This window comes from Gibbsiella dentisursi, assembly GCF_039539505.1.
Classification (GTDB): Bacteria; Pseudomonadota; Gammaproteobacteria; order Enterobacterales; family Enterobacteriaceae; genus Gibbsiella; species Gibbsiella quercinecans.
Window position 1 is genome coordinate 23,469 of the sequence record NZ_BAABDG010000012.1, and the last position, 12,244, is coordinate 35,712.

The following is a 12,244-nucleotide window of genomic DNA, read 5'->3' on the forward strand; positions in this document are numbered from 1 at the left end:
CTTACCTCGCTGCCGCAGCCTGGAATGCGTGTTCCAGATCGGCAATCAGATCGTCACTGTCTTCAATCCCTACGGAAACCCGTAGCAAACTTTCGGAAATCCCCGCCGCGGCGCGCGCTTGCGCCGACATCCCGGCGTGGGTCATGGTGGCCGCATGGGAAATCAGGCTTTCAACACCCCCCAGGGATTCCGCCAGCGTAAACAGCTCGAGCGCGGAAAGGAAACGACGCAACAGCGCTTCATCGCCATCCAGCTCAAAACTGAGCATCGCGCCAAACCCGCGCTGCTGGCGGCGTGCGATCTCATGGCCCGGGTTTTCCGGCAGAGAAGGATGGTAAAGTTTTTTCACCAGCGGCTGCTGGCGCAGATAACTGACAATCGCTTCGGCGTTTTGCTGCGCCGCCTTGATGCGCGGCGCCAGCGTGCGCATCCCACGCAGCAACAAATAACTGTCAAACGCACCACCGGTCACGCCAATGTTGTTTGCCCACCAGGCCAAGTCTACCGCCAAATCGGGGTCTTTGGCGATCACCGCGCCGGCAACAACGTCTGAATGCCCATTCAGGTACTTGGTACAGGAATGCACGACCAGATCGGCACCGAGCGCGATCGGCTGCTGCAGCGCCGGGCTGAGGAAGGTGTTATCCACCACCGCCAACGCGCCGGCGGCATGTGTGGCTTTACAGATGGCGGCGATATCCACCACCCGCAGCAGCGGGTTGCTGGGGCTTTCGATCAGCACCAGCTTGGGTTTTTGCGCCAGCGCCTGCGCCAGCGCCGCTTCATCACCCTGATCCACAAACAGCACGCGATAGGCGCCGCGCTTGCTCAGGCTGTCAAACAGACGGTAGCTGCCGCCGTAACAGTCGTGCGGCGCCACCAGCAGATCGCCCGGTTGCAGCAATACGGTGGTAACCAGATGAATAGCCGACATGCCGCTGCCGGTCATTACCGCCCCTGCGCCCCCTTCCAGTTCCGCCAGCGCGCGCTGTACCACGTCGCGCGTGGGGTTGCCGCGGCGTGAATAGTCATGGGTTCGCGGCTGATTGAAATCGGTAAAGTTATAGGTACTGGAAAGGTGAATCGGCGGGACAACGCAGCCGTACTGTTCGTCATTATTCAGGCCGCTGCGTACGGCGATCGTGGCTGGTTTACGCGTCATATGGATTATCCGGCTCTTGGGGTGCGAGTGAGTGAAGCCTAAAGATTAATCGTAGTGCCGATAGACGTCAATACATCTGGACATCTAAACTTCTTTGCGTATAGATTGAGCGCAGGCGCAATACCCGCTAACATTATATACCTAAAATAATTCGGGTTGCAGGAAGGCGCCGCCAGGGCGTGGCCCAGGGATAGGCCGAGTAACTAAGCCAACGCACCTGCAGCTTGAAGTATGAAGGGTATAGCGATTTATTGTGACGGCACAGTGTTAACGCGATACGCATAATTTGAGTCTATCAATCACTCGCGTACAGTAACTTTGGCGGCGTTGAATTGACATTCATTAGTGAGCGCAGTGAAGATCGGGCATAATTGGCCGGTTTTTAGAATATGGTAATTTTTCTGACAAATTTTAAGGTGTCCCATGGCTGAGTGGAACGGCGAGTATGTCAGCCCTTACGCTGAACACGGTAAAAAAAGTGAACAAGTAAAAAAAATCACGGTATCCATTCCGCTGAAGGTCCTGAAGATCCTCACCGACGAGCGTACTCGTCGTCAGGTCAATAATCTGCGGCATGCCACCAACAGTGAATTGCTGTGCGAAGCGTTTCTGCACGCCTTTACCGGCCAGCCGCTACCGAACGATGAGGATCTGCGCAAAGAGCGCAGCGATGAAATACCGGAAGCAGCAAAGGTATTGATGCGTGAGCTGGGTGTGGATCCCGATACCTGGGAATATTGATTACCGCGGTGCAAACGCCGGCGGCAGAACGAAAAAAGGCGCCGACGGCGCCTTTTTATCCGATCGCAAGAAAGATTATTTCTTAGCGCCAGGTACGCTGAAACGCTTGTTGAAGCGNAGGTTCAGATCGTGGCCCACGGTAGAGCGGATTTTGATCACGTTACCGCAAGAGCAGTTAGCAGTAACTTCTTCGTATTTTGGGTGAATACCTTGTTTCATGGGGGAACCTCAGTTAAGGCCGTGTCGCTATCCAGCCCTGTTCGCCAGACACCACACGTGGTTGATAAAAAGGTTTTGATACCAGGCGGCCCACAAGCGTGCAGCGCAACCTGTCAATACCAAAGGCGGCAAATTATACAGAATAAAAAGTGGCGCGCAATCGGATCCGTACATTCAGCAGCCATCCGTGTAAACTAACCGACAATTTTTTCATCCTGGATGACCCCATGCCCGTTGTTCACGTTGCATTACCGGTACCCCTCGCCCGCACCTTCGATTATCTGCTGCCGCCAGGTTTGCAGCCGGTCGTTGGCGCGCGCGTTTGCGTTCCGTGGGGCAAACAACGCGCCATTGGCATCGTCACCGGTTACAGTGAAACCAGCGAACTGCCGCTGGAAAAACTGAAACCTATCGACAGCACGCTCGATCACGCTTCGCTATTTTCTGACCACCTGTGGCGTATTCTACGCTGGGCCAGCGACTACTACCATCACCCCCTCGGCGAAGTGTTGTTCCATGCCCTGCCCATTCTGCTGCGCCAGGGCAAACCGGCGCAGGCCGCGCCGCTGTGGCAATGGTTCGCCACCGAACAGGGGCGGGCCACACCGATCGCCAGCCTCAAACGCGCGCCCAAGCAGCAGCAGGCAATGGCTGCCCTGCTGCAGCGGCCGATATATCGCCATCAGGTCAATGAGTTGAATCTGACCGAGCCCGCGCTCCAGGCACTGCGAGCCAAAGGCCTGGCCGATCTGCGCGCCGAAACGGTAGCGGCGGAAGACTGGCGGCCCGGCTTCGCCGTGCTGGGCGACCGGCTGCGGCTCAACACCGAGCAGGCCACCGCAGTGGGCGCCATCCGCAGCGAAGACGATCGGTTCAGCGCCTGGCTGCTGGCAGGCGTCACCGGCTCCGGCAAAACGGAAGTGTATCTCAGCGTGCTGGAAAACATCCTGGCAAAGGGCAAACAGGCGCTGGTGCTGGTGCCGGAAATCGGCCTGACGCCGCAAACCATCGCCCGCTTTCGCGAACGCTTTAACGCCCCGGTAGAAGTTCTGCACTCCGGCCTTAATGACAGCGAACGGCTGGCGGTGTGGCTGCGCGCCCGCAGCGGCGAAGCGGCAATCGTGATCGGCACCCGCTCAGCGCTGTTCACGCCGTTTGCCCGCCTTGGCGTGATCATCATTGACGAAGAGCACGACAGTTCTTACAAGCAACAGGAAGGCTGGCGCTATCACGCCCGCGATCTGGCGGTGTTTCGCGCCCACGAAGAGAATGTGCCGATGGTGATGGGCTCGGCCACGCCGGCGCTGGAAACCCTGCATAACGTACAGCTCGGCAAATATCGCCAGCTCAGGCTGACCCTGCGGGCCGGCAACGCCAAGGCCGCCGCGCAGCACCTGATCGATCTTAAAGGGCTGCCGTTAACCTTCGGCCTTTCGCAACCGCTGCTGAAAAGCATGCGCCACCATCTGCAGGCCGGCAACCAGGTGATGCTGTTCCTCAACCGCCGCGGCTACGCGCCGGCGCTGCTGTGCCATGAATGTGGCTGGATAGCCGAATGCCAGCGCTGCGATCGCTACTACACCCTGCACCAAAATCAGCGCCAGCTGCGTTGCCACCACTGCGACAGCCAGCGCCCGGTACCCCACCAGTGCCCCCAATGCGGCTCAACCAACCTGGTGTCCGTAGGGATCGGCACTGAACAACTGGAAAATGAGTTGGCTCCGCTGTTCCCGGAGATGCCGATTACCCGTATCGATCGTGATACCACCAGTCGTAAAGGGTCGCTGGAGCAGCACCTGGCGGCGATTCACCGCGGCGGCGCGCGTATTTTGATCGGCACCCAGATGCTGGCCAAGGGGCATCACTTCCCCGATGTCACGCTGGTTGCCCTGCTGGACGTCGACGGCGCGTTGTTTTCCGCCGACTTCCGCTCCGCGGAACGCTTCGCCCAGCTGTATACCCAGGTGTCCGGCCGCGCGGGCCGCGCCGGCAAACAGGGCGAGGTGCTGCTGCAAACCCACCATCCAGAGCACCCTTTGTTGCAAATCCTGCTGCAACAGGGCTACGACGCCTTTGCCAGCCAGGCGCTGGCGGAACGCAATAGCGTGTTCCTGCCGCCGTACACCAGCCATATTTTGGTGCGCGCGGACGATCATGATAACCAGCAGGCGCCACAGTTCCTCCAGCAGTTGCGCAATCTGCTGGAAGCCAGCCCGCTGAAAGACGAAGCGCTGTGGGTGATGGGGCCGGTGCCGGCGCTGCAGGCAAAACGCGGCGGCCGTTTCCGCTGGCAGCTGTTGCTGCAGCATCCGTCACGGCGCGTCCTGCAGCACCTGATGAAAAGCACGCTGCCGCTGGTCGGCACCCTGCCGCAGGCGCGTAAAGTGAAATGGTCGCTGGACGTCGACCCGATCGACAGCTAAGCCGGAAAAGTCCGATTCAGGCAGCCAAATGCTGGCGTTTACCCTTAATAATTGCGAGTAAACGCGAAAAAACTTCCGGTTCTCACATTTTTTCTGAAAATTAGGTAACAAAAGCAACGCGCAATCTGTTTAGAATGTCAGCGCAGGCGTTTTATCACCGCAATCGTGGGCACTGCGTGTAAACGCGCGCCCATACGCCAGGCGAGGTGAGTACATTGAAGTCATCGCGCTAGCACGGGGCTGGCGCAAGGAGATAGGCGTTGGAGCACAAAAAAGAATTACCGATGGCCACCATGAAAGACGTAGCCGAAATGGCGGGCGTTTCGACGGCAACCGTGTCGCGTGCGCTGATGAATCCGGAAAAAGTGTCGACGCCAACGCGCCAGAAAGTGGAACAGGCCGTATTGGCCGTGGGCTATTCCCCGCATGCCCTGTCGCGCAATATAAAACGCAACGAATCCCGCACCATCCTGGTGATCGTCCCAGATATCTGCGATCCCTTCTTCGCAGATGTGATCACCGGGATCGAGCAAACCGCTGCGCAACAGGGCTATCTGGTGCTGATCGGCGACTGCGCCCAGCAAAATCAGCAGGAGCGTACGTTTGTTAACCTGATCATTACTAAGCAGATTGATGGTATGCTGCTGCTCGGCTCCAATCTGCCCTTTGACGCCAGTAAGGAAGAGCAGCGTAATCTGCCGCCGATGGTCATGGCTAACGAGTTTGCCCCGGAACTTGAACTGCCGACGGTGCACATTGACAACCTGACCGCCGCATTCGAAGCCGTGCATTACCTGCACCAACTTGGCCACCGGCAGATTGCCTGTGTGGCGGGGCCGGAGCATATGCCGCTCAGCCATTACCGGCTGCAGGGTTACGTCCAGGCGCTACGGCGTAATGGCATTACCGTCGAAAGCAGCTATATTAGCCGGGGTGATTTCACCTATGAGGCCGGCGCCCAGGCGCTGGCGGCGCTGATGGCGCTGCCGAAGCCGCCAACGGCGATTTTCTGCCACAGCGATGTCATGGCGATTGGCGTGCTGTCGCAGGCGAAAAAACTGGGGCTGCGCGTGCCGCAGGATCTGTCCATCGTCGGGTTCGACGATATCAAGCTGGCACAGTATTGCGATCCGCCATTAACCACCGTAGCGCAGCCGCGCTACCAGATTGGCCAGCAGGCGATGCTGCTACTGTTGGAACAGCTGCACGGCCAGGCGGTATCCAGCGAATCGCGGCTATTAGAAAGTGAATTGGTTATCAGGGGTAGTACGGCTGCGCCTAAACGCTAGTCAAATATTTTAGAGTTCAGTAACATAACGAGCCCGGCGCTGATGCAATGGGCACCGTTATTGGTTATATACAGTGTGAAGACGGCCGGTGTGGAAACACCTCAGCAGTGGGCTTGTGCCCGGCCGGCTTCAAAATGGCAAATAAAATAGCCTAGAGGATAGGCTCTTAACCCATCAGGATATAGCGGAAATAGTGGCACAGAGAGACTATGTAAGCCGCGGGCGCTCAGGAGCGCGGCGCAAAACCCCCAGCCGTAAAAAACGCAGTTCTCCGAAGGTATCCAAAACCGTGGTGGCGCTTGCCGTTGCCCTGCTGGTGATCTTTATCGGTGGCCTCTATTTTATTACGCACAATAAGCCGGATGAAGCGCCGCTGTTGCCTGCGCACAGCACACGCCCAGGCAGCAATCTGCCGCCGAAGCCGGAAGAACGCTGGCGCTATATCAAAGAGCTGGAAAACCGCCAGATTGGCGTACAAACCCCAACAGAACCTTCCGCCGGTGGGGAAGTCAATTCGCAGACCCAGCTCACGCCGGAACAGCGCCAACTGCTGGAACAAATGCAGGCCGATCTGCAACAGCGCCCAACACAGCTTAATGAAGTGCCGTATAACGATCCGGGCCAGGCGCAGCAGCACAGCCGCCAGCAGCAGCTTCAACAGCAACAACAGCAGTTACAGCGGCAACAGCAGGTTCAACAGCAATCGCAGCCCCAGGTGAATACACAGCGTAATCCGTTTAACAGTAACACCACGGCGGCGCCTGCGGCACCGGTGCAACCCGCTAAACTTGCGCCTGCGCCAAAACCGCAACCGCAACCGCAACCCAAGCCGGAAGCGAAGCAGGAAACGGCGAAGCAAGAGAAACCAGAGAAACCCGAGCAGAAACAACGCTGGATGGTGCAGTGCGGCTCATTCCGCGCCGCCGATCAGGCTGAATCTGTGCGCGCGCAGCTGGCGTTTGAAGGCCTTGAAAGCCGTATCACCGCCGGCGGCGGCTGGAACCGCGTAGTTCTCGGCCCCTACAGCAGCCGCGCCACGGCAGACAAAACGCTGGCGCGCCTGAAGGGCATCGGCATGTCAAGTTGCATTCCCCTCGCCGTTGGGGGTTGAAAAGTCTCAATCCCCCCCCATCTATATTCTCAATATGCCTCGTAACGGTTGCGCAAGCAGCCGCTACGGGGACTTCTTTCCGTTTTATACGAGGGTCTGCTCGTGACAACAATTGTAAGCGTACGCCGTAACGGCCAGGTAGTTATCGGTGGTGATGGCCAGGCCACTTTGGGTAACACCGTGATGAAAGGCAACGTGAAAAAAGTGCGCCGCCTTTACAACGACAAAGTCATCGCTGGTTTCGCCGGGGGTACTGCTGACGCCTTCACGCTGTTCGAACTGTTCGAACGCAAGCTGGAAATGCATCAGGGCCACCTGGTTAAGGCCGCCGTTGAGCTGGCGAAAGACTGGCGCACCGATCGCATGCTGCGTAAGCTGGAAGCGCTGCTGGCCGTGGCCGATGAAAATGCGTCACTGATCATCACCGGCAACGGTGACGTCGTTCAACCTGAAAATGATTTAATCGCGATCGGCTCCGGCGGCCCTTATGCCCAGGCAGCTGCCCGCGCGCTGTTGGAAAATACCGAGCTGAGCGCCCGCGACATCGTCGAGAAATCCCTCGGCATCGCCGGCGACATCTGTATTTACACCAACCATTTCCACACTATTGAAGAATTGCCTTCCAAAGCGTAAGGACCGAATACTATGTCTGAAATGACCCCGCGCGAGATCGTCAGCGAGCTGGACAGCTACATTATCGGCCAAAGCCAGGCCAAGCGTGCCGTTGCTATCGCACTGCGTAACCGCTGGCGCCGCATGCAGCTCAACGATGAGCTGCGCCATGAAGTCACACCGAAAAACATTCTGATGATCGGCCCGACCGGCGTCGGTAAAACCGAAATCGCCCGTCGTCTGGCAAAACTGGCCAATGCGCCGTTCATCAAGGTCGAAGCCACCAAGTTCACCGAAGTGGGCTATGTCGGTAAAGAAGTCGACTCTATCATCCGCGATCTGACCGACGCCGCGGTGAAAATGATTCGCCTGCAGTCAATCGAGAAAAACCGCACCCGCGCGGAAGAAATGGCGGAAGAGCGGATCCTCGATGTGCTGATCCCGCCGGCGAAAAACAACTGGGGCCAGGCTGAAGAACAGGAACCTTCCGCCGCTCGCCAGTCTTTCCGCAAGAAACTGCGTGAAGGCCAACTGGACGATAAAGAGATTGAAATCAATCTCACCGCCGCGCCGATGGGCGTAGAGATCATGGCGCCGCCGGGCATGGAAGAAATGACCAGCCAGCTGCAGTCGATGTTCCAAAACCTGGGCGGGCAAAAACAGAAGCCGCGCAAACTGAAAATCAAGGAAGCCTTCACGCTGCTGGTGGAAGAAGAAGCCGCCAAGCTGGTGAACCCGGAAGAGCTGAAAGAGCTGGCGATTGAAGCCGTTGAACAGCATGGCATCGTGTTTATCGATGAGATCGATAAAATCTGTAAACGCGGCAACGCTTCCGGCCCGGATGTGTCTCGTGAAGGCGTGCAGCGCGATCTGCTGCCGCTGGTGGAAGGCAGTACCGTGTCCACCAAGCACGGCATGGTGAAAACCGACCATATCCTGTTCATCGCCTCCGGCGCTTTCCAGGTGGCCAGCCCATCCGATCTGATCCCGGAACTGCAGGGCCGCCTGCCGATCCGCGTTGAGCTGCAGGCGCTGAGCACCGAAGACTTTGAACGCATCCTGACTGAGCCGAATGCCTCGCTGACCGAACAGTACAAGGCATTGATGGCGACCGAAGGCGTTACCATCGACTTCACCGCCGACGGTATCCGCCGCATCGCCGAAGCCGCATGGCAGGTTAACGAACGCACGGAAAACATCGGTGCGCGCCGTCTGCACACCGTGCTGGAACGTTTGATGGAAGATATTTCCTTCAGCGCCAGTGAAAGTAACGGCGAATCCATCACCATTAACGCCGATTACGTCGGTAATCATCTGGATGCGCTGGTAGCGGATGAAGATCTGAGTCGTTTTATCTTATAATCGCGCTATCATTGTCCTGGCAGTTATCTGTGTGGGAGGCATTGCCTCCCACAATTATTTCCAGCGGATATAGCCACTTACTTGCCGAAGCGAAAAATGAGCTCATCAACCACCACCACGCCGGTCAAAGCCTGGCTGGAAAGTTTACGACCGCGTACCCTGCCGCTGGCCTTTGCCTCTATCGTGGTCGGTTCCGCCATCGCCGCATGGCAAGACAGCCTGAAACCCGGCGTGGCGCTATTGGCCCTGCTAACCGCCGGCCTGTTGCAAATCCTCTCTAACCTGGCGAACGACTATGGCGACGCCGTCAAAGGCAGCGATAAAGAAGACCGCATCGGGCCGTTGCGCGGCATGCAAAAAGGGTTAATCACGCAAGCACAGATGAAGCGCGCGCTGGTGCTGACGGTGGTGCTGATTGCGATCTCCGGCTGTTCTCTGATTGCGCTGGCCTGCGAACAGCCCAGCGACGTTATCGGTTTCCTGGTGTTGGGCGCGTTAGCCATCATTGCCGCCATTACCTACACCGTGGGCAACAAGCCTTACGGCTACCTGGGGCTGGGTGATATTTCCGTGCTGGTGTTCTTCGGCTGGCTGAGCGTGGCCGGTACTTACTACCTGCAAACCCACAGTTTCGACAGCGTTGTCATGCTGCCGGCCACCGCCTGCGGCCTGCTGGCGACGGCGGTGCTGAACATCAACAACCTGCGCGATATCGACAGCGATCGCGAAAACGGCAAAAACACCCTTGCCGTGCGCCTGGGGCCGATCAACGCCCGTTACTACCATGCGCTGCTGCTGAGCATGGCCGTGGTGTGCTTTGCGCTGTTTACCCTGCTTAACCTGCACAGCGCCTGGGGCTGGCTGTTCGTGCTCGCCATCCCGCTGCTGTTGCGCCATGGCGTGCGGGTGTTGCGGAACAAAACGGCGGCGGCCATGCGCCCAATGCTGGAAGATATGGTCAAGGCGGCGCTGCTGGCCAATGTGCTGTTCGCCATCGGCGTGATGCTAAGCTAGGCCAGGCGATAGGCTGAAATCAGCGTCCAATGCAGATGGGCGCTGATGATTTTGCCAACGGGGCGATTAAAGGGATATACTGGTTATTCCAGCGGCAAACAGACGTAAAATCCTATGAAATACGATACTTCCGAACTTTGCGACATCTATCATGAAGAGGTGAACGTCGTTGAACCTCTATTCTCCAATTTTGGCGGGCGTACTTCATTTGGCGGTCAGATCACCACGGTGAAATGCTTTGAGGATAACGGCCTGCTTTTCGATCTGCTCGAAGAGAACGGCCTTGGCCGCGTGCTGCTGGTCGACGGCGGCGGCTCGGTGCGCCGTGCGCTGATTAACGCAGAACTGGCGCGCCTGGCGGTGCAGAATGAATGGGAAGGCATCGTGGTGTATGGTGCGGTGCGCCAGGTGGACGATCTGGAAGAGCTCGACATTGGCATCCAGGCAATGGCGGCGACGCCGGCCGGCGCCCCGAGCGAAGGCATTGGCGAAAGCGATATCCGCGTTAACTTTGGCGGCGTGACCTTCTTTTCCGGCGATCATCTGTATGCCGACAACACCGGCATTATTCTTTCCGAAGACCCGCTCGATCTCGAATAATCCCCGATTCACAAAAGGGCGCCATCAGGCGCCCTTTTTGTTTGCGTGCGGCAAAAGCGAAAGGCGTTAGACCTCTTCCATTTTGCCCAGCAGCGCCCGCAGGCGTTCTTGCCAAACGTGCTGCTCTTCTTTCAACTGCTGGTTTTCACGCACCAGCGCTTCCTGGTTACCAGAAGCATTCTGCACTTCCTGAGACAGGTTATTGTTTTTCTCTTTCAGCTCTTCAATTTCCATCTGTAACAGAGTGATGGTATCAATCGCCTGCTGAACTTTTGCTTCCAGTTTTTCAAATACTTCAAATGACATTCTTCAGTCCCCTTATGATAGCAAGGCGTACATCTATAAGTAGCGGCCACAACATCGGCTGCAGCTACTGCGAACATGCATCGCGCCCGGTAACACGCACCGTTATTAAAACGCGCCTGTCTTGATAAAACGCTTCTTCACGATGAAACGATTGTAAGTAGCGCAACACCTACTGTCTAGCAACATACCGGCCCAACGCGCAGTCTGTTGCAATTTTCCCGCTGCCGCTATCAGTAAAAACTGAAAACCGCGCCGCGAGCCGCCGGAGATTGTTAACAAATAGATACCGAACCACTGGTCAGATCACACTTTTCCTGCGCAAAAAGAACCCTGAACAACGCGAATTCGCTCAATTTTATGACATGGCACACACATTTTGATTTCGCTATTTCTCGTTTATGTTCGTTAACGATAAATTCACATTAGATTCGCAATGCATCACAGGACGATATAAAAAAAACTGTACCCCATAGGCGAAGGCCTCATCCCCCTTTCAGCCTATACCCTAATAATCACCGTCTGCAGGACAATAACATTATGAGCCAAACGACTAGTCCGACCCTAAAAGGCCAATGTATCGCAGAATTCCTCGGTACTGGCTTGTTGATTTTCTTTGGCGTTGGCTGTGTTGCTGCACTGAAGCTGGCCGGCGCCAGCTTCGGCCAATGGGAAATCAGTATCATCTGGGGCCTTGGCGTTGCCATGGCCATCTACCTGACCGCGGCCATTTCCGGCGCCCACCTCAACCCGGCGGTCACCATCGCCCTGTGGTTGTTCGCCTGTTTTGATCGCCGTAAGGTTCTCCCCTACATCATCGCGCAGATTGCCGGTGCCTTCTGCTCCGCAGCGCTGGTTTATGGGCTTTACTACAATCTGTTCTATGATTTTGAAGCCAGCCATAACATGGTGCGCGGCAGCGTAGAAAGCCTCGATCTGGCCGGCATCTTCTCAACCTACCCGAACGCCCATATCTCGGTCATTCAGGCATTCCTGGTAGAAACCGTGATCACCGCCATTCTGATGTGCCTGATCCTGGCGCTGACGGATGACGGCAACGGCATCCCTCGTGGCCCGTTGGCGCCATTATTGATCGGTATTCTGATTGCCGTTATCGGTGCCTCCATGGGACCATTGACCGGTTTTGCGCTCAACCCGGCGCGTGACTTCGGCCCGAAAATGTTCGCCTATCTGGCGGGCTGGGGGGAAGTGGCATTCACCGGTGCGCGTGATATTCCTTACTTCCTGGTACCTATCTTCGGCCCGCTCGTCGGCGCCAGCCTGGGTGCCTTTGGTTACCGTGCACTGATCGGCCGTCATTTGCCTTGTGATACCTGCGTGGAGAGCGAAGAAACCGCCGCCACCAAGGCACAGCAGCGCAAAGCGTAATCCCCCGGCCTAAAGAGTT

12 protein-coding genes are annotated in these 12,244 nt (G+C 57.1%); 9 read left to right on the forward strand and 3 right to left on the reverse strand.

All coding sequences use genetic code 11. The features are described 5' to 3' along the window. Window position 1 precedes the first annotated feature (1 nt). Window positions 2-1,162, reverse strand: a complete 1,161-nt coding sequence (gene metB, locus ABFX35_RS23115; RefSeq protein ID WP_279022895.1) for a cystathionine gamma-synthase — start codon at window positions 1,160-1,162, stop codon at window positions 2-4. Window positions 1,163-1,585: 423 nt separating this feature from the next. Between metB and metJ the strand changes: the two genes are divergently transcribed. After that, window positions 1,586-1,903 carry a met regulon transcriptional regulator MetJ gene (metJ, locus tag ABFX35_RS23120; protein WP_006317756.1) on the forward strand — a complete coding sequence of 106 codons (318 nt, stop codon included), beginning with the start codon at window positions 1,586-1,588 and terminating at the stop codon, window positions 1,901-1,903. Between the two features lie 75 nt (window positions 1,904-1,978). Here metJ and rpmE read toward each other — a convergent pair whose 3' ends face one another. Continuing rightward, the gene (gene rpmE / locus ABFX35_RS23125; protein WP_428832230.1) at window positions 1,979-2,122 is read right to left on the reverse strand and encodes a 50S ribosomal protein L31; all 144 of its coding nucleotides are present in this window, start codon (window positions 2,120-2,122) and stop codon (window positions 1,979-1,981) included. Window positions 2,123-2,349: 227 nt separating this feature from the next. On the opposite strand from rpmE, the gene priA reads away from it, so the two are divergent. The 7 genes from priA to rraA all read left to right on the forward strand — a co-directional run bounded on the left by priA (window position 2,350) and on the right by rraA (window position 10,533). Beyond that, window positions 2,350-4,545 (forward strand): primosomal protein N', encoded by a 2,196-nt coding sequence (priA, locus tag ABFX35_RS23130; protein ID WP_346083092.1) that lies wholly within the window; start codon window positions 2,350-2,352, stop codon window positions 4,543-4,545. 260 nt (window positions 4,546-4,805) lie between these two features. Next, complete coding sequence (gene cytR / locus ABFX35_RS23135) at window positions 4,806-5,834, forward strand: DNA-binding transcriptional regulator CytR (RefSeq protein WP_279022898.1); 1,029 nt, start codon at window positions 4,806-4,808, stop codon at window positions 5,832-5,834. 193 nt (window positions 5,835-6,027) lie between these two features. Then, the gene (ftsN, locus tag ABFX35_RS23140; protein WP_346083093.1) at window positions 6,028-6,945 is read left to right on the forward strand and encodes a cell division protein FtsN; all 918 of its coding nucleotides are present in this window, start codon (window positions 6,028-6,030) and stop codon (window positions 6,943-6,945) included. A gap of 102 nt (window positions 6,946-7,047) precedes the next feature. Continuing rightward, window positions 7,048-7,578, forward strand: coding sequence for an ATP-dependent protease subunit HslV (hslV, locus tag ABFX35_RS23145; RefSeq protein WP_095846633.1), 531 nt, complete (start codon window positions 7,048-7,050; stop codon window positions 7,576-7,578). A gap of 12 nt (window positions 7,579-7,590) precedes the next feature. Continuing rightward, a complete protein-coding gene (gene hslU, locus ABFX35_RS23150; RefSeq protein ID WP_346083096.1) occupies window positions 7,591-8,919 on the forward strand; it encodes an ATP-dependent protease ATPase subunit HslU in 1,329 nt (442 codons plus the stop codon). 96 nt (window positions 8,920-9,015) lie between these two features. Further along, window positions 9,016-9,933 carry a 1,4-dihydroxy-2-naphthoate polyprenyltransferase gene (locus ABFX35_RS23155; protein WP_279022903.1) on the forward strand — a complete coding sequence of 306 codons (918 nt, stop codon included), beginning with the start codon at window positions 9,016-9,018 and terminating at the stop codon, window positions 9,931-9,933. A gap of 114 nt (window positions 9,934-10,047) precedes the next feature. Next, on the forward strand, window positions 10,048-10,533 hold the full coding sequence (gene rraA / locus ABFX35_RS23160) for a ribonuclease E activity regulator RraA (protein ID WP_121553423.1): 486 nt from the start codon (window positions 10,048-10,050) through the stop codon (window positions 10,531-10,533). Between the two features lie 66 nt (window positions 10,534-10,599). On the opposite strand, the gene zapB is transcribed toward rraA, so the two are convergent. Then, on the reverse strand, window positions 10,600-10,839 hold the full coding sequence (zapB, locus tag ABFX35_RS23165; protein ID WP_279022906.1) for a septal ring assembly protein ZapB: 240 nt from the start codon (window positions 10,837-10,839) through the stop codon (window positions 10,600-10,602). 537 nt (window positions 10,840-11,376) lie between these two features. Between zapB and ABFX35_RS23170 the strand changes: the two genes are divergently transcribed. Next, on the forward strand, window positions 11,377-12,225 hold the full coding sequence (locus ABFX35_RS23170) for an MIP/aquaporin family protein (protein ID WP_346083099.1): 849 nt from the start codon (window positions 11,377-11,379) through the stop codon (window positions 12,223-12,225). Window positions 12,226-12,244 lie beyond the last annotated feature (19 nt).

Excerpts from the sequence above, each read along its gene's own strand:
- metB (WP_279022895.1), bottom strand. The coding sequence starts at position 1,162 with ATGACGCGTAAACCAGCCACGATCGCCGTACGCAGCGGCCTGAATAAT.
- metJ (WP_006317756.1), top strand. The coding sequence starts at position 1,586 with ATGGCTGAGTGGAACGGCGAGTATGTCAGCCCTTACGCTGAACACGGT.
- priA (WP_346083092.1), top strand. The coding sequence starts at position 2,350 with ATGCCCGTTGTTCACGTTGCATTACCGGTACCCCTCGCCCGCACCTTC.
- hslU (WP_346083096.1), top strand. The coding sequence starts at position 7,591 with ATGTCTGAAATGACCCCGCGCGAGATCGTCAGCGAGCTGGACAGCTAC.
- ABFX35_RS23155 (WP_279022903.1), top strand. The coding sequence starts at position 9,016 with ATGAGCTCATCAACCACCACCACGCCGGTCAAAGCCTGGCTGGAAAGT.
- rraA (WP_121553423.1), top strand. The coding sequence starts at position 10,048 with ATGAAATACGATACTTCCGAACTTTGCGACATCTATCATGAAGAGGTG.
- zapB (WP_279022906.1), bottom strand. The coding sequence starts at position 10,839 with ATGTCATTTGAAGTATTTGAAAAACTGGAAGCAAAAGTTCAGCAGGCG.
- ABFX35_RS23170 (WP_346083099.1), top strand. The coding sequence starts at position 11,377 with ATGAGCCAAACGACTAGTCCGACCCTAAAAGGCCAATGTATCGCAGAA.